Raw genomic sequence first — 19175 nt, 5'->3', positions numbered from 1 at the left:
CCGGCCGCGCCGTTTCAGCCGATGGCGGCGACGGCCTGGTCCAGATAGGCAAGGTTTGCCCGTTGTGCAGCTTGTTTGACGCGTTCGAGATTGGCTCGATCAATGAAGTTCTCTGTGATTGAAATGCCGCCTCGTTCGTTCAGAACCTGGTGCCACCAGCCACTGGGCGTGAACACAAGATCCCCGGGTTGTTGCACGCATTCGATCGCTTGGGCCTGGGCGAAGAGTGGGTGGGCCGTCAGGTCAGGTTCGAAAGTGTTTACATGACCTTGATACATCAGGGCCTGCTGATCCGGAGAATAGAACCGCCAGCGCTTGCGACCCGTAATCACGACATTCCAGGCACTGGTGTCGAGAACATCGACGTGCAGATGAGTGCCTGATCCAGCCGGTCCGATGAACATCCAGCGCCATTGCGGTCGCAAGTTTTCAGGCAGTTTCGCTTCTAGACGCTCGAACAGGTCGAGTGCTTCGTAATCGTTCAGTAGTTGCGGGCAATTGCGTTCGAAAATCCAATTGCACAGATACAAAGGATCGGCTTCTTGAGTGCACTCGAGATACTTCAGGTATGTGGCAAGCAGCATGTCTTGCGCGTCGCGGCCCCTTTGGCGGCTGACCGTTACCGTTGTATGGCCGGCATGTTTGGCGAAGTACTCATGGGACCATTTCCAACGCGCGGGCCAATGATCCGTTACGCCGCGAATGAGCACGGGTTTGCCCGGTGTGATGTAGAGACTGTTGAGCGTCTCGGGTGTGGGGGCGGTGATAATATCTATCGCCAGCGGCGCAGGTGGTAGGGGGTGATTTGACATGATCAATGAGGCCGAGATCGCGAGGGAGAGAGTATTCTATTGTCTTGGCGCTGTCGTTTGACAAGACATCTTAGAAGGATCTATGCGACTCTATCAATAGACATTTCAGAACAGCTCGATCATTGCTGATCGATGTGCCAATCAAAACAATTGTTCAGGGAAGAATGTATGCGTGATGAACCCTATGTCAACGCGCCATCGTTGACGGCGGAGCAGCGCGAAGCGTTACGCCAGAGGCTTGTCAAAAAGAACCTGATCGACTCGACACAACACGAGGGAGCACAAACCTTTATTTGCGAGGCGCGTGATCGACAAACGATTGTTTCCTTGGTGCCGGGGGGAGAATCGAACCTCGAAGGCATCTACCCTCTGACCTCCCTACAGGAGGGGTTGCTGTACCATCATATGTTGGCTGGCGATGCCGACCCATATTTACGTCATCAGATTGTTCATTTCACAAGCCGCGATGCGCTTGATCGTTTTGTCCTGGCTCTGTGTAAGGTGGTTGAACGCCATGCGGTCCTGAGAACCGCAGTGCTGTGGGAAGGGCTCGCTATGCCCTTGCAGGTGGTGCTACGTGCCGTTGAGTTGCCGATACTGGAGCTCCAGGCTCCGGTGCAGGGTGCCAGCGATCAATGGCTGACCGACCAACTAGGACCTGAGCATCGCATTGATATCAGTACCGCTCCGCTGATGAAAGGGCTTTTCGCCCGATCGAATTCCGGTGGCTGGTCATTGTTGATCCTGTCTCATCATCTGGTGGGGGATCGCACCTCCTTGCGTCTGATGCAAGACGAGTTGTCCCTGATCATGGCTGGTGATGAGGCACGCCTGCCGATCGTGAATCAGTTCCCAGATTACGCAGTAAAGGTTTGGGCGCTCGGTACGCAACGCGATGAGGCGTTTTTCCGCGAACGGCTTGGCGATCTACGTGAGCCGACTGCACCGTTGGGACTATTGGACGCGGTGGATGCACGAGCGGTGCTCGGTGAGGCCAGGACAGTGCTTGATGCTTCTCTGGTGACACGTCTACGTGAGCTGACGAGGCGTCATGGTGTCGGCATCCCCGCAATTCTGCACGTGGCATGGACGCTGGTGCTGTCGCGCCTGAGCGGGGTACAGGACGTGGTTTTCGGTACGGTGTTATCTGGGCGTATGAACGACCGGGCTCGTACTTCCAACATGCTAGGTATGTTGGTCAATACCTTGCCTTTCCGTCTGAACTTGCTGAGCCTGGACGTGAGCCAAAGTTTGATTCAGGCACAACGACTGTTAGGTGAGTTGGTCGAACACGAGCATGCGCCGTTCTCGCTGGCCCGTCGCTGTAGCGGCGTTGAGGGGAGCGGGGCGCTGACGGGGGCACTGCTCGATTACCGTTACCTGCCCGCATCGTCCGTAGCGCCATTGGCCGAGCGCTCGGAAGATGACCTGGTCAGTGAGCGCACGAGTTTCCCTCTGGTGCTTACGGTCGATGACTCCGGTCAGGCGCTGGTGTTGAAGGTGCAGACCTTGGCCGATCTGCAACCTGAGCGGGTTGCGCTCTACTGTGAACAGGCGTTAGAGCAGTTGGCGGTAGCGGTGGAGCACGCACCTTATCGTGCTGTCAGCGATCTGCAGGTGATCCCGGAGGAACAAATGGCTCGTCTCGTCCCTTCGAACGGGCGAGTCGATGATTTTCTGTTAGCCCGTGACAGCGTACATGGCCTCTTTGAGGCGCAGGTTGCACGTACGCCAAGGGCACCTTGTCTGATCAGCGACGCGGAGACCATCGATTATCTCGAGCTGGATACGCGAGCGAGCAGATTGGCGACGCACCTGCGCAATCTTGGACTGCGCGCGGAAGACCGGATCGCGTTGTGCTTGCCTCGCGGGATCGAGATGATCGTGGCGATGCTCGCGGTGATGAAGTCTGGAGGGGCCTATGTGCCGCTTGATCCTGGCTATCCGCAAGCACGTCTGCGTTTGCTGATTCGGCTTGCGCGGCCTGCTCTTGTATTGAGCGGGGCCGAGGGGGCTGAGTTGGCCCGCGAGTTGGGGCTGGCTCATGTTGACCTGCGGCAGCTCGAACGCTGGTCTGGCACCCAGGACGTCGATGCACCGTCGTCTTTGCCGCGCGTGTCTGCGCAGCAAGCTGCTTATATCATGTTCACTTCAGGCTCTACTGGGGAGCCGAAGGGCGTTACGGTCGAGCACCGCAACGTCGTCACATTCATGCGTGCGCATGCGCGATGGTGTCGGCTGGGGGAAGAGGATCGTGTACTACATTTCGCTTCGCCCTCGTTTGACAATGCCATTGCCGAGATTTTCCCTGCCTTGAGCGTGGGCGCCGCCATCGTGGTGCGCCCCGATGGTCCGGTGGCGCCTGACGATGCCTTCGTGCGCTATTTGGCGCGTCATCGTGTCACCGTGGTAGATCTGCCGACCGCATTCTGGCACCTTTGGGCACAGCAGGTCGCCACGGGTGACCAAGGCTGCCTGCCCAGGCCGCCATTGCGTCTTATCCTGGCGGGTGGCGAGAAGCTGCAGCATGACGCCTTGCGCGACTGGTTCAAGGCCTCGGGGACTCAGGAAATACGCCTTGGCGATAGCTATGGCCTGACCGAAACGACGGTCAATTCCATCATGGGCGAGCTGACTGCGGATCATGCCCGCTCAGAGAGAACATTGCCCCTTGGCAACGCTCTCGATAACAGCCGTACCTATATTCTTGATAGATACGGACGTCTGGCGCCACAAGGCTTGGCCGCAGAGATCTGCATTGGTGGTGCAGGCGTCGCACGAGGTTATCTCGATCGTCCCGCGTTGACCGCTGCCCGCTTCTTGCCTGATCCCTATGGGCCGCCCGGCACGCGTCTGTATTGCACGGGCGACATCGGGCGGCGGAATCGGGACGCGCAGTTCGAGTATGTTTGCCGCAACGACAAGCAGATCAAGTTGCGGGGCTATCGCATTGAACCGGAGGAGGTGGAGTCGACACTCCGAGGTGTTGGCGGCGTTCGAGATGCCAAAGTCATTGCTGATCAACAGCGGCTGATTGCCTATATCATCTGCGAAGACGGTGCAGCCCTCGACAGCGAGCGCTTGCGTGCTGGATTGTGCGAGGTGCTGCCCGCCTACATGGTGCCGGCCCTGTACCTTGAAGTAGCGCGATGGCCGGTCAATACCCATGGCAAGATCGACATCTCCGCATTGCCTTCGCCTGATGTCAACCGGTCCGACGAGCCTATGTCGCTGGTGTCATTGACGCCGATGCAGTCACTGCTGGCAGGCGTGTGGCGGGAGTTGCTGGAGCGCGATGTATTTGGTGTCGATGATGACTTTTTCGCATTGGGCGGTCATTCACTGCTGGCTATCAGGGTGGTATCGAGAGTTCGCTCCCTGACACAGGTCGCGCTCAGCGTTCGTGATGTATTCGCCTATCCGTTGCTCAAGGATTTCGCGCTCGCCCTCGAACGAGCTAAACCACAAGAGGAGCGTGTGATCAAGCGCCAGGGAGGTCCGGCTAGATTGTCGTTTGCCCAGGAACGACTGTGGTTCCTGAGTCGGCTCGATCGTCGCCAGAGTCTTGCCTACCATCTGAGCGGCGGCTTGCGGATCCGGGGAGCGCTCGATAGCGCTGCCTTAAGGGCCGCCTTCGCGGAGGTGGTCGAGCGCCACGAAGTTCTTCGCACCGTATTCATCGAAGAGCGAGGTGTTGTGCAGCCGGTCGTTGTCTCTGCCGATGAGGGGTTCAATTGGCGCGTCGAAGCGATAGCGATCGAGGAAAACGCCGAGTTGCACGTGGCCAAGCTGTTCGCCCATGCTGCCCAGCGACCGTTCGACTTGGCATGTGGGCCCCTGATTGACGCTACTTTGCTTCAGCTCGCGGCTGATGAACATGTGTTGCTCGTTACAATGCACCATATCATCTCCGATGGCTGGTCGATGAGCCTGCTCGCCAGCGAGCTGTCCGGGCTGTATGGGCACTTCGCCCACGGCGACATGTACCCTCTGATGCCGATGACGCTGCAATATTCGGACTACGCGCTGTGGCAACGTGAGACCATGGTTGTGCATGATGAAGATCTTCGTTACTGGCGCAAACATATGGCCGGCGCGCCAGCCTGTCTGAAGCTGCCTGCGCAACGTGCTCGCCCCGCGATTCAGGATCCAGCAGGGAAATGTCTGACCTTCACTCTCGATTGTGCCTTGACGGCTGCCCTACGTGAACTGGGGAGACGTCACGGTGTAACGCTCTACATGATTTTGCTGGGTGCCTATGCCGTGTTGCTGGATAGGCTGGCGGGGCAGACATCGGTGGTTATTGGTACGCCAGTGGCCAACCGTACTACGCTTGAGCTCGAGGGGCTCATCGGTTGCTTCGTCAACACCTTGCCCCTGCATATACGTCTGGGCGACAAGCCTTCGGTGGCGCAGCTGTTGGCGCGCATCAAGCAACTGACGATCGATGCGCAGGAGCGACAACACGTGCCGTTTGAGCAAATCGTCGACGCGGTACGCCCTGTTCGTGACCGTGCCTACAATCCCCTTTTCCAGGCCATGCTGGTCTGGCAGAACACACCGACCGCCAAGTTTCGGCTCGAAGGGCTGGAAATCAGCGAGGTGCATCCGCAGATTCAAACCACGCAATGCGATCTGGCCCTGATGATGGAAGAGCGCACCGATGAGGTGGGGGGGACATGGGTTTACGCGACTGCGTTGTTCGACGAGGACACTGTCGCTGACTTCCTTCAGACGTTCAAGTGTGTGCTGGTGGCATTGGTTGAGGAGCGCAACCTGTTTTCCGATGCGAGTTCCGGTCTAGCATCTGATCGTCTGCTCCGCGCTCACGATGTTGCCGCCATGATTCCTTCATCGAGTTCCGCCTGTCTGCACGATTGCGTGTCCCATTGGGCGCGAATGACCCCGAATGCCGTTGCGATCGAAGAGGGTTCGCGACAACTCGGTTACTTGGAACTGGATGCCTCGGCGAATCAGCTGGCTCGCTATCTGCGCTCACGCGGTGTCGGCGCTGGCAGTCATGTCGCGGTGGCGATGTCGAAGAGCATCGAACTGGTCATCGCAATTGTGGCGATACTCAAGGCCGGTGGCGCTTATGTGCCGCTTGAAACGCAATCGGTTAAGGGCCGCATGCTCGAGATCATCGAAGACAGCCAGCCTCTGCTGGTGATCATCGATGACGAGGGGCGCCAAGCGCTGGCGGGAGAAAGCGATGCTGCATGGCTTGACTATCACATGGAACATGCAGCCTGGGGAGGGCTTGCGGCTCACGGGCTCGATGTTGAAATCGCCGGCGCAGCTGCGGCTTATGTCATCTACACCTCTGGCTCGACAGGGCGTCCAAAGGGAGTGGTTGTGGAGCACGCCCAGGTCCGCTCGCTGCTGGACGTTCTCGTGGGCACGATAGGCGCGTTACAGGACGATGTCTGGAGTCTCTTCCACTCGATCGCTTTCGATTTTTCGGTATGGGAATTGTTCGGCGGTCTGCGCGCCGGGTCGAAGGTACTGATGGTCCCTGCAGCGCTAACACGCATCCCCGGAGAACTGTACCGTTGGCTCTGTGAGCGGAGGGTGACGGTATTCAGCCAGACCCCAGGTGCGTTCGCGCAGATAGTGGAGGAGCACCTGCGTGCACCTCGAGCCCATAGCTTGCGTCAGGTGATTTTTGGAGGTGAACAGCTGGATCCGGCACTGCTTCGTGGTTGGTTCGATGCCGATGCCGCTGGCCAAACCCAGTTTATCGACATGTATGGTATCACCGAGGGCACGATCCATACGACCTGGCATCGCTTGAGCGAGGACGACACACAACCATGGGCCCAGAGGTCGGTCGGCAAAGCGATCTCGGGGCGGCATGTGTATGTCCTAGATGAGCAGTTGCAGCCTGCAGGCAACGGCATCTTGGGCGAGATTTGGATTGCTGGTGAAGGGGTTGCTCGGGGATATTACAGGCTGCCGGCATTGACTGCGGAGCGTTTCGTGCCCGACCCATTTTCTGCCCGGTCAGGGGCGCGCATGTATCGCAGTGGTGACCTTGGACGCTTGCTCGACAATGGCGAGCTGGAATACGCAGGGCGCGCAGATGAACAAGTGAATGTCCGTGGCTTCCGTGTCGAGCTTGGAGAGGTTTCGGCGCGGCTGGCCATGCATCCTGCCGTCGGACAAGCTCACGTCGTTGCTCTTGCATCAGCAAGCGGCGGGATTCGACTCGTTGCTTATTATCGCCTCGGTCAACCTGATGAAGTCCCACCCTCACCGATTGCGTTTCGTGAGTATTTGTCCGGTATTTTGCCAGCTTATATGGTGCCGGTCGCCTATGTGCAAATTGCACAGTTTCCATTAACGGTGAATGGCAAAGTCGATGTGAAGGTCTTGCCAATGCCAGCGTCGGAAGATTTTTCCAGGCGCTTGTACGAACCCGCGATCAATGACACCGAATCTTGGCTGGTCGCGACATGGTCGCAGCTATTGGCAGTCGACGATATTAGCCGGCACGATGACTTTTTCGAGCTGGGCGGCCACTCATTATTGGTTGGGCAACTGGTGGCGCGCATCCGTGATAAATTCGATATCGAGGTGTCTATGGGAGACATCTTCGATATTCCCGTGCTGCATGCCTTCGCCGCACGCCTCGACGAGCTGTCATGCGATGAATTCGAAACGTTCGATTTTTGATAGTCCATCCGATAGTCGCCTGCGAGGTGGTCTGTGGTAGGCGGCGCATGAGGTCTCCACTAGGCGGTCAGTACAAGGCCGCCCACATTCCAATGAGGGGATAGAATGAGCGATTTGCCCGCGCGTATAACAGTGGTCCTATCCTGTAAGGCCTTGCCAGAATTCGAGGAGGCAGTCCAGGTTGGCTTGCAGGATAAGAAGCAGGTGGTTCATGAAGGTGTGGAAAACCAGGCTGGTATTCATGAATTCACATGCCAAGTTCAAGTGCGGTCCAAGGACCACGGGCAGGTCGATTTTTCAGGGCCTTTCGTCCATGGAGTGGCCCAGGCACGCTTCCTCTATTTGAGCTGGAGGCGTGGCGGAGATTGCGCAACGCCATGGGTGCAGCGCGTCAAGGTTCCCTTGCAGTTCACGGCAGCAGACCTGACTGGCGCGACTCGGTTGCGCGCCGACATAACAGGGCGAAAGCCCCATGCACGAGAGGCTGTGGCATGGCAAATAGCGTGATATGAGCGCTATTTGCCGCTAGTGCGGCTCAGGCCTGTTCGCAGGTGTGCAGACTGGTCGCTAGTGCATGAGAAATCTCTGCCGACCGGGTAGCGAGGATCGACAGCAGCGTGTCGCTCAGGCCATGCGAGTTTTCACAGGCCCCTTGGAGGAAAATCGAGGGTTGAAAGTCATCTGTCGTATGCAGGCGATAGTGCCTGTCTACGCGCAAGTCGCTCAGATACGAGGCCAAGGGTTGGAGTAGGGTGCGATGATGGTCTCGTTGATAGCCTGTGGCGAGTATGACCAAGTCGTACTGCTCAGTGGTGCGCGTATTGTCGTGCATATCGCGTAGCGCGATATGCACTCCTTGTGCCGACGTTTCGACGGCAGTGATTTCTTGGTCGTTGAGAACACGATGCCGCTCCACGCCGTTGACCTTCTGCTGATAGATGAGCTGGTAAATGCGCTCGACTAAGTCCAGGTTGGCAGCAGCGTAATTGGTATGGCGAAAATCTTTGATATAGGCACTGTTTCGCTCGGGGTTCTCAAATAGAGAGTCGACTATGTCGGCGTCGAAGATTTCGTTGACGAAAGGGCTGTCGTCCGAGACCCGCAAGGCACTCTGACGCATGATCAAATCGCACTTTACGTGGGGCAGGTGATTCGGCAGATCCATGAATATTTCTGCAGCGCTCTGCCCGGCGCCTACCAGCGCGATGCGTTGGGCGCCGCGGTGCTCGGCGATGTGTTTCAGATAGCTGCTTGAGTGAAATATCCTTGGATCGTGCTTATAAGGCGAGAACTGCTCGGGTATGCGTATGCTTCCGCCAACGCCCATGACAAGATGGCGCGTAAGGTAAGAGCGTTCGAGCCCCTGGGTATCGCGCGTGTGCACATTCAACAGTTTGACGGAGCGCGCTTCTGACACGGGTGTGACATGGATGACCTCTTGGCCATATTCGATACAGTCATCGAAATGACTGGCGGCCCATGCCAAGTAGTCGCTGAATTCCTGTCGGCTGGGATAGAAAGTTTTCAGGTTGATGAATGCCTGAAGACGGTTCTTCTCATGAAGGTAGTTGACGAAAGTAAAGTGACTCTTGGGGTTGCGTAACGAAACCAGATCCTTGAGAAATGCTACTTGCATACGCGTGTCGGGCAGCAACATGTGCTCATGCCACGAAAAGTTCTTTGACTTTTCGAGGAAGCGTATGTTCTGAGGGCGTCTGTCCTGGTGTTGTTCGTGCAGCGCAATGGCCAGCGCCAGATTGGAAGGGCCGAAGCCAACTCCGATGAGATCATGTATTTCCATATGCAACCGTATCCTTTGGCTTGGCGTTCGGCGCCGACGAGTATGGGGCCTCTACGACTCTCTTGCGCAGTTTCTCAAGTAGCGCAAAGAAAACGAAGTATACACACCTGTATAATCGAGAAAACCATATTTCGCCTGTCCCGCTCAACACTTACACTTCGTTTAGGAGGGGGCGCCGCAGCGCGCTACGCCTGTGACAGCTCAGGGGAGCGGGCTTGCGGCTGCATGGCTTCGGTATAGGCCAGTCATTGCGTGCAACGAGTTGGGGACTTTCGGATCCGGGCTCCGGAGCGCTCAGGTACGACCTGAAGCGCTGTACGCAGGAGTCCGCCCTGTTTTTCAGGACTTCAACACTTTCGGCGGCGATGGATGCCCGGATGTAGGTTAGTAGGCTGGGATGGGCCGATCGCGCCAAGGTCTTTCGACAGTAGATTCCGCTTGGTCATTGCGTTAGGATGCTAACCGTTTGACACGTAACTCATATTAAATGGAATTATTGAAGGTTATGCGGTTATTTGATGATTTTCTGTTAGTTTTGCTGGCGAATAGTGTTGCAGCGAATCATTGCTCGCAGTCGTTAGGCTCTCGGTTGGATACTGGCTTGTTGATATGAGTCGGTGGGATGGACTTGTATGATTTTAGGTCGGCGATGAAGAGTTTTCGTTAGCCTCCATCCCGTTGAGAGAAAGGATTCGTTGTGATCAATAAGTTTCCGCTATTGTCTCGTCTGTTGCTGATCATCATACTTCCTTTGTTGATCGTGCTTGGGATTGGGCTGTGCTATCTGCACTCATCATTGCCTCAAGCAAAGGCAACGTTGTTCTGGCGCGGTCATGATCCGGGCGCTGTGACCATCACCCGTGATGCGCACGGTATGCCGCATATTCGCGGAGCATCGGATCTCGCCGTCTTCTATGCGGCGGGGTATGCTCAGGCGCAGGACCGCTTATGGCAAATGGAGGTTCAACGTCGCATCGCGCAGGGGCGCCTGAGCGAAATACTGGGTCGTGGCTCGGTCAAGCAGGACGCTTGGTTTAAAACCCTGGGGCTCTATCGTGCAGCAGGCAAAGCATGGGAATCGTTGAGTGAGGCGTCGCGCGCTTCCCTCTTGGCGTACGCCGAGGGCGTCAACGCCTGGATCTCCGAGCAGCGGGCCTTGCCACCCGAATTCATCGCGTTCGGGATAAAACCGCAGCCATGGACTCCGGTGGATTCGCTGGCTTGGATCAAAGTATTCGCCCTGAACCTGTCGGGGAACTTCGACGACGAGATGCAGCGCTATATAGCGAGTGCCTATTTCAATTCCGATCAGATCAACTTTCTTTTCAGCCGGCACCAGGACGGTGGGGGGACGCAGAGCAATGGGGTCGATAACGCTCATGTGCAGGCCCTGGCGGCTGTGGTCGAAGGGCAGCGGGTCTTGCGGGAAGATCTGAACTTGGGAGGCAAATGGCTGGGGAGCAATGCCTGGGTGACGGCCGGGCGATTGGCTGCGGATGGTCGACCTACGCTTGCCAATGACCCGCATCTTGGATTGAGCATTCCGTCCTGGTGGTATCCGGTCGCGCTCGAAGGGGAGCATCTAAAAAGCGTCGGCATGAGCTTGATCGGGTTGCCGGTGGTGGTGCTGGGGCTGAACAGCGACATCGCTTGGGGGGCTACCAGCATGACGGCTGACGTACAGGATCTATATTTCGAGACGCTCGATGCGAAGCGGCCGGGTCAGTATCTCCGTGATGGCCGATGGGAGCCGCTTGAAGTGCGCACCGAGGAAATACAGGTCAAAGCGGACTTTCCCGCAGTGCTGCGAACAGCGCTCGAGCCTGTGCGCTTGCAGGTCAGAAGTTCCGTCCATGGACCTATTATCACCGCTATGGATCCTGCCCTTGAAGCGGTGGCGTCATTACGCTGGGTGGCCTTCGATGATAACGATACCACCTATGAAGCCTTGCTCAGGTTGAACTATGCCAAGGATTGGCAGGCCTTCAAGTCGGCATTGTCCTTGTTCGTTTCACCGGCGCTGAATTTTTTATACGCTGACGTTCAAGGTAATATTGGCTACCAAGGCGCCGGTCGGATTCCTATTCGTAAGAACGGACATGGACTTGCTCCTGTATCTGGCGAAACGAGTGAATTTGAGTGGGAAGGCTATATCCCTTTTAACGATATGCCTCAGCGTTTCAATCCGCCAGAAGGATACTTGGTGTCGGCAAATGACGACGTAACGGGGGCGGATTATCCTTATTTCATTTCCAGTAACTGGGCTCCACCCGGTCGAGCCTTGCGTATTCGCCAGTTGATCGCCGAAAGCCTCGAGCGCTCGGGCGGTCTTGACTTGGAGACCCACCAGCGAATTCAGCAGGACGTGATGAGTCTACCGGCTTTGCGAATGGCCACAGCCTTGGCAACGCTCGAGGGGCGTACGCCGCGACAGAGTCTCGCCTTGACGCAACTGCGTGGTTGGGATGGAAACATGTCGTTGGACAGTGTGCCAGCGGCGATCTTCAACGTCTGGATGCGCCATGTGGTTGATCGAGTCTTCGCGGCTAAGGCACGCGTTCCGTTCAACCAGCGAGGTCATCTGGTCGACGTCGAAGCGTTGTTTGCGCGATTAAGTACGGATGATGTGTATGCGGCGTTGGACGGTACCTCTAGCGCATGGTGTGACCTTAAGGAAAAACCCAGGCCTTGTGCCGCGGCACTTTATGAGTCCTTGGATCTGGCGTTGGATGAGCTGGAGAAGCTGAAAGGCGGAGATATGAGTGCTTGGCGCTGGGGGGGGTTGCAGCACGGGCTATACGAACATACCCCATTCAGTTTCATAAAACCGTTGAACGCGATTTTCGAGCGTAGTGTCGCCGCCGCTGGTTCTACGGATACAGTGAATGTTTCATATTATTCATTCATGAACGCCAATAGCTATGTGAAGCATGTTGGGGCTGGCTTCCGCCAGGTCATGAGCATGGGGGCGGTGGAAAACTCGTATTCCTACATGAACTCCACGGGGCAGTCGGGGAGCGTGCTAAGTGCTCACTACGCCGACATGCTCACTCCGTTCGCTCTGGGGCAGTATTATCACATGACGCTGCGCCGGGATGACGTCGAAAACAATTCGGAGAGCAGTCGCCGGCATGATGCTCATCAGTGAATTTGGGCGCAAAGCCCCCAATCGATTGTTTTTTGCATTGATCCTTGGTTCCCTGGCGGGTATTTGCTATGCCTTCCTCATTCCAATTGTTTTGAGTACTTTGGGTGGTCAGGACGATGGCCTTTCGCCAGTGAGTGAGGAGCGTTACACCTTCCTGTCGATCGAGATTGCGAACCACAAGATGGCGGCGGTCTTCCTGGCGCTATGCGTGATAATCGTGCTGGCGCGAACGGCATCGCGCACAATTCTGATGCGAATCTCCGCAGAGCTGACGTTGAATCTGCGCATCAAACTTTATCAGAAGATATCAGGGGCAGATCTGCGTAACCTCGAGGGTGTCGGACATTCCAGGATCATTACCGCCATGACTGAGGATGTTCGTCGCGTGGTGTTAGGGGGGCAGTTGCTGCCTGACCTATTGATGAGCAGTGTCACGCTACTGGGTATGTTGACTTTCTTGGCGCTTCTGAATACAGCAGTGTTCGTGTTCGTCGTTCAGGCTATCTGCGTGGGCGTGCTCATGCATCAGTTGCCGGTATTCTTCGGCAATCGTAGCTTCTCCCGATCACGTGCAATACTGGGCAAACTACAAAGCGCCATGACCGGTTTGGTCTATGGCGCTAAGGAGCTGAAATTAAACTCTGAGGGGTTGAAGTACTACATGGAAAATGTGGTACTTGCGCACGAGCGGGACCTGCTCAAGGCCGACAGAACCACTTATACGTTTTTGGTCGCGGCGAATTCGTATGGTGACTTGCTGAGTTTCTTCGTGATTGGGGTCGTTTCGTTTATTTTCGTCAATTACCACGCTATCAGCTCGACGGAACTGGTGGGAGTGGTAATGGCTCTGCTCTACGTAGCGGGCCCTGTGGCGATGATCATTGATGTGACGTTTCCTATCATCATGGGTAAGAACGCATTGCGCCAGCTTGAGCAATTGTTCGGTGAGCTGTCCGAGGATCGATCGCTTGAAGGTGTGGAACCCGCAGGGCCTTGGCAGTGCATGGAGTTGTCCAACATTGTCTTCCAGCACGAGTCTCAAGTGCATGGAGAGATCTATAAGGTTGGGCCGGTCTCCCTGAGCGTACGCCGTGGCAACTTGACGTTCATTGTTGGTGGCAACGGCTCCGGTAAGACGACACTGTGCAAGATGATTTCACTGCATTACTCGCCCCTGAGTGGGAGCATTTCATTCGATGGGCGTGCTGTTGATGATTCTTCACGTGAGGGGTTTCGTCAGGAAATTTCGGCAATTTATTCTGACTACCATTTGTTCGAGCAATTACTGGCTCCAATGACGGAGCATATTCATGAACGAGCCCGTGGCTATTTGTCTATGCTCGGCCTGGAAAACAAGGTAACGATCAATGATGGCGTGTTCTCCACCCTGGCGTTGTCGGATGGGCAGCGTAAGCGTCTGGCGTTGCTGGTCGCTTTGCTGCAAGACCGGTCCTTGTACATCTTCGATGAGTGGGCGGCAGATCAGGATCCTGGATTCAAGGAGGTATTCTATCGCCGTGTTCTCCCCCTCTTGCGAGCGGAGGGCAAGGCTGTGGTCGTGATCAGCCATGATGATAGATATTTCGATGTGGCCGACCAGATCGTTGTGATGGAAGATGGCTCGCTGGTTGATTTCCAAACGGTTGGCTCGGATCACAAGGGGCGGACGAAGACGTCACCGGGGGTAGTGCTCGGCGAGAGGTCATGAACGATTTGATCTGTAGGGGCTATTCATATTTAGAACATAGGGTGTGGTGTTTTAATTTGTAGCGGACTCATTTCCCAAGGTCTGGCAGGTTTTGGGTATAGGTTGTACGGCCATTGATACTGCGCTGGCTGATTATTGGGTGAGCGGGGCGATGCTGGAGTAGCGCGGTGTCGGATGGCCATGCTGGCGCGTCTTTTTTCTCATGGATTGGAGTTCTTCATTGTGCACGCTGACGGTTTAGTTGTTCCGCAGGATCCCGTAATCTACTTGTTGCGGACATTGGATCAGTCAGGAGTTCGTCTTAGCGTAAACGCAAATGGACAGCTCAGCGTCAAGGCACCCAAGGGAGGTTTGACTCCCGAGCTCAGACAATTGATCAGTGACAACAAGGCAGCGCTTGTTGCTCAGTTGCGCGACAGTGGCGCGCCTGTGCGTTTGTCGGTCGAGCAGCGTTCAACTCCCTTCCCGCTTTCCTCGGGGCAGCAGCGCCTTTGGTTCCTTGACCGTTACTCACCGGGGGAAGCACGTTATACGATCTCGGCCGCCGTTAGCCTTAGGGGCGCTGCTTTTCAGGTAGGACTGCTCCAGTACGCGGTCGATGCCTTATGTGAGCGCCATGAGGTATTGCGCACCACATTCATTGAAGTGAATGGCGAGCCGAGGCAGTGCGTGCAACCCACGTCGCGCCAGCCGATAGCGGTTATCGACTTGGAAGCATTGGAGCCGGCGGCCCGTACCGCGAAATTATATGCGACGCTAGAGTCTGAGGCGAATAAACCGTTCGACCTGGCGCTCGGACCGTTGCTGCGCGTTGGGGTTATTCGGCTGGCACCGGCAGAGCATGTTCTGTTCATCAATATTCACCATATCATCGCTGATGATTGGTCGATGACATTGTTGGTCCAGGAAATAGCCGAGTTTTATAGTCGCGGTGTGGCGGGTATGGCCTGCGAATTTACGCCCCTGGCCCTGCAATACCTCGACTATGCAGCGTGGCAACGCAGGCAGGTGCAAAACGGCCTATTGATTCCGCAGATCGAATATTGGCGGACGCAGTTGGCGGACGCACCAGAGTTATTGCACTTGCCCACGGATCGTTCACGTCCTGCCGTGCAAACCTATCGAGGGGCGAGTCTACCTTTCCGCCTGAAGTCGCAGATGGTTTCTCGCTTGACGGCGATTGCTCAATCTCGCGGAGCGACGCTTTTTATGGTGTTGCATGCGGCATTCTGCGTGTTGTTGCATCGCTATAGCGGGCAGACAGATTTATGCATTGGCGTCCCCGTTGCCGGTCGTGGCAGAGTGGAGTTCGAGCCCCTGATAGGCTTTTTCGTCAATACTCTGGTATTGCGCACACGTATTGAACCTTCCGCCAATTTCAGTGAATTGTTAGAGCATGTGAAAGCCACGGCGTTGCAGGCCTACGCATGCCAAGACGTTCCTTTTGAGCAGTTGGTCAACGAGCTTAAACTACCTCGTAATCTGAGCCATTCGCCGTTGTTCCAGGTCATGCTGGTGATGCAAGGTGCCAGCAGAGGAGCGATCAACATTCCGGGTTTGCGTGTTGAACCGTTAGATGTGGCTGTACAGGTGAGCAAATACGATCTCACCTGTATGTTCATGCAGAGTGGCCAGGAAGGGCACATGCTAGGCAGTATGGAATATAACTGCGATCTATTCGATGTGCTCACCATCGAACGCCTCATACGGCATTTCCAGGCAGTGCTTGAAGATGTCATGGAGCGCCCGGATGTACCGGTTCATAAGCTACGCATGCTTTCGCACGATGAGGTGCGGCAGACACTCTATGGCTGGAATGATACACGGGTTGCGCTAACCAAACCTTTGCTGGCGCATCAACAGTTTGAGCGTCAGGCCCGGCAAAACCCCGCGAAGTGTGCAGTCCTTCATGAAGGCAAAGAGCTTACTTATCACGAGTTGGAGGTCTACTCCCGTCAGTTGGCAGGGGAACTTCTCCGGCATGGTGTCGGTGCAGGGACATATGTTGCGGTAATGCTTGAACGCGGTCTGGACATACCCATTGCACTACTGGGTATTCTTCGCGCTGGTGCGACATATGTACCTTTGGATCCAAGCCACCCTGTAGAACGAATCAATTTCATGCTTGAGGATTGTGGCTCGGCATTTATCTTGGCGGGGCGCGATGCCTTCAACGGGCTCGAATCGATTGTGGGATGTACAAGGCTCGAACCCTGGGCATTGTATGGCCCGGATGTGCCAGTACCGTTGCCTGAGAGTCTACCCGTCGTTTCGGAGAGTGGGCTTGCTTATGTGATTTATACATCTGGGTCCACAGGCCTGCCTAAAGGTGTCATGGTAGAGCACCGCAACCTAATGAATCTCCTTCGGGCTATGCAGCGGCAAATTCCATTGGGCGTTGCAGATCGATTCCTGTCTGTGACCACACTGTCATTTGATATTGCCGCACTTGAGCTGTTCCACCCACTTATCCATGGTGCTCTTCTGCTGCTTGCTTCTAGGCAAACGGCGGCCAACCCGCAGTCACTAGCGAAAATCGTCGATGATCATGCCGTCACGGTGATGCAGGCGACTCCTTCTACCTGGCGTATGCTCGCCGAGCAGGGCTGGCCTTCGCGTAGGATGCAGATCCTTTCAGGTGGAGAGCCGTTGCCGGCAGGGTTAAGGCAGAGTTTGCTCGATTATGCCGGTGCATTCTGGAACCTCTATGGCCCCACTGAGACGACCATATGGTCTACCTGCCATCGTTTCGACACGGCCGATGGGAGAGACACAATCATTGGTGCCCCGATCGACAACACGCAAGTGTATGTGCTCGGACCCGCTGGCGAGTTGCTGCCTATCGGGGTAGTGGGGGAGATTTACATAGGTGGTGCAGGTGTGAGCCGCGGTTATCTGAATCGCCCAGCCCTGACCGCCCAGCGGTTTGTGCCGGATCCGTATGGAACGGAGCACGGTGGCCGTCTTTACCGGACGGGAGACTTGGGGGCCTGGCGGGCTGACGGTAGTCTCGAGTACGTGGGGCGATACGATTTTCAAGTCAAGATACGCGGTGCGCGTATCGAGCTTGGCGAGATCGAGTCGGCTCTGGCCAAGCACGAACAGGTTAGGCAAGTCGTAGTGGATGCCCGCTTTGACGCTGAAGGGAATCAGCGGCTGGTTGCTTATGTCGTGTCTCGCCAAGCCGATCAGGACATGCTGGTTACAACGTTGCGTGCTCATTTGCGCGCAACTCTGGCGGAACACATGCTGCCGAGCGTGCTGGTGTTTCTTGACGCCTTGCCATTGACGGCGAACGGGAAAATTGACCGTAAAGCCCTACCGGCTCCCGAGCGGCTTTTGCCGATGACATCGAACGACACGGCGCCTCAGTCTGAGTATGAGCAGGTTCTGGTAGAGGTGTGGAAGGGGCTGCTGGGGCTGGAGCGAGTAGGGCGCAATGATAACTTTTTTGAAATCGGCGGGCATTCTTTGCTCGCTGTTTCAATGGTCGCGAAGCTGCGCAAGTACGGATTGGAACTGGACATCCATTCGATTTTCGCCAGGCCTCGTCTGGCGGAGATGGCCGATGTTTTGCGAGAGGCGAGTAATGTCGAGGTACCGGCAAACCTGATTACATCCGAGACATCCAGCATCACGCCTGAGATGTTGCCATTGATTGCATTATCCCAGGCCGATATTGATTTGCTGGTCCAGCAGGTGCCTGGAGGTATTGCCAACATTCAAGATATCTATGCCCTGTCGCCCATGCAGGACGGCATTTTGTTCCATCACTTGTTGGCCCCTCAAGGGGACCCCTATCTGATGGTCTACGAGCTTGCCTTCGCCGAACGCGCCATACTCGATCGCTACCTGAGTAAAGTCGAACAAGTCATTGGTCGTCATGACATCTTGCGTACCTCGTTTCATTGGCGTGACCTCCCTGTTCCGGCGCAGGTCGTCTGGCGTCATGCCCCTCTACAGACGACTTTCCTTGAGCTGGATGCCCGGCATGGCCCTGTCCTCGAGCAGCTTCGTGACCGTTTCGACCCGCGTAAACATAGTTTAGACATCAGCCAAGCTGGGTTATTACGGGCGGTTGTTGCCGAGGATGCCGAGCAGGGACGATGGTTGCTGCATTTGCGTTTGCATCATCTGATTGGTGACCATGTCACGCTGCAAATGCTCAATAACGAGGTCTTCTCCCTGCTTGCCGACCAGCAGTGTGCGCTGGCGCCGGTGCGTCATTTTCGAGATTTTGTGGCCCATACCTACCTTGAGTCGGCTGTTGGCCGCTACGAACGATTTTTCCGCGATTACCTTTCCTCGGTTAGTCAGCCGAGCTTGCCCTTCGGGATCGCGCAGGCGTCGCCTGAACATTTCCAGGAACATCGACAATGGGTGCCAGCCCAACTCCTCGGGCGCCTGAATTACCATGCGCGTCGCCTCGGCGTCAGTTTGAGTAGCCTATGCCATCTTGCTTGGGCGCTGACAGTTGCGCGGACCAGCCAGAACCGCCATGTGGTGTTTGGCACTGTGTTGCTAGGACGGGCATCTTCCTCAGCATTCGACGAGCCCGCTATGGGACTCCTGATCAACACGCTTCCCTTCAGCCTCGCCGTGCAAGATGTCTCGGTTGATGAAGCTGTTCGCAATGCCCATGCTTCCCTGGCTCTGTTGCTGCGTCATGAGCACGCGCCGCTGACGTTGGCGCAGCGCTGCGGTTCCATTCCCGCGTCCACGCCTCTGTTCAGCGCGTTGCTCAACTACCGACATAATCTTGCGAGCGTCGTCGGTACTGAGGATGCCCTGCCTGCGGGAATTCAGTGGTTAGGCGGACGTGTGGGCGTGACATACCCCTTCAGCATGACGATCGAGGCTCATGAGGAGTCGATGGAGCTTATCGCGCATGTCGTTGCGCCAGTTCCAGCGCGGCGAATGAGTGACTACATGCTGCGGTCATTGCAAGCCTTGGCAAACAGCATGGACGATGATTCACAGGCGATGCTCGATGGTCTTGATATCCTGTCACCCGATGAGCGGCGCCAGGTG

The 19175-nt window shown here is 56.1% G+C and carries 7 protein-coding genes; 5 read left to right on the top strand and 2 right to left on the bottom strand.

Translation table 11 applies throughout. The features are described from left to right. Window positions 1-14: 14 nt before the first annotated feature. Window positions 15-812 carry a cupin-like domain-containing protein gene (locus tag PF66_RS15260; protein WP_054063137.1) on the bottom strand — a complete coding sequence of 266 codons (798 nt, stop codon included), beginning with the start codon at window positions 810-812 and terminating at the stop codon, window positions 15-17. A 168-nt stretch (window positions 813-980) separates the two neighbouring features. Between PF66_RS15260 and PF66_RS15255 the strand changes: the two genes are divergently transcribed. Together PF66_RS15255 and PF66_RS33290 are read left to right on the top strand one after the other, a co-directional pair. Further along, a complete protein-coding gene (locus PF66_RS15255; RefSeq protein ID WP_054063136.1) occupies window positions 981-7487 on the top strand; it encodes a non-ribosomal peptide synthetase in 6507 nt (2168 codons plus the stop codon). Between the two features lie 105 nt (window positions 7488-7592). Further along, window positions 7593-7994 carry a DUF5990 family protein gene (locus PF66_RS33290; RefSeq protein ID WP_054063135.1) on the top strand — a complete coding sequence of 134 codons (402 nt, stop codon included), beginning with the start codon at window positions 7593-7595 and terminating at the stop codon, window positions 7992-7994. 28 nt (window positions 7995-8022) lie between these two features. On the opposite strand, the gene PF66_RS15245 is transcribed toward PF66_RS33290, so the two are convergent. Next, a complete protein-coding gene (locus PF66_RS15245) occupies window positions 8023-9288 on the bottom strand; it encodes a lysine N(6)-hydroxylase/L-ornithine N(5)-oxygenase family protein (RefSeq protein WP_054063134.1) in 1266 nt (421 codons plus the stop codon). A gap of 697 nt (window positions 9289-9985) precedes the next feature. Here PF66_RS15245 and PF66_RS15240 point away from each other — a divergent pair. The 3 genes from PF66_RS15240 to PF66_RS15230 all read left to right on the top strand — a co-directional run. Beyond that, window positions 9986-12436: a penicillin acylase family protein gene (locus PF66_RS15240; protein WP_054063133.1), complete on the top strand. Its 2451-nt coding sequence runs from the start codon at window positions 9986-9988 to the stop codon at window positions 12434-12436. Next, complete coding sequence (locus PF66_RS15235) at window positions 12420-14144, top strand: cyclic peptide export ABC transporter (RefSeq protein WP_054063132.1); 1725 nt, start codon at window positions 12420-12422, stop codon at window positions 14142-14144. Before PF66_RS15240 ends, PF66_RS15235 begins: the two co-directional genes overlap by 17 nt. A 174-nt stretch (window positions 14145-14318) precedes the next feature. Beyond that, window positions 14319-19175: non-ribosomal peptide synthetase (locus tag PF66_RS15230; protein ID WP_152973026.1), on the top strand; the 4857-nt coding region annotated here is incomplete at its 3' end.

Origin of the sequence: Pseudomonas asplenii (genome assembly GCF_001293465.1) — a bacterium.
Classification (GTDB): domain Bacteria; phylum Pseudomonadota; class Gammaproteobacteria; order Pseudomonadales; family Pseudomonadaceae; genus Aquipseudomonas; species Aquipseudomonas fuscovaginae_B.
This window is presented reverse-complemented; position numbering and strand designations above follow the sequence as displayed.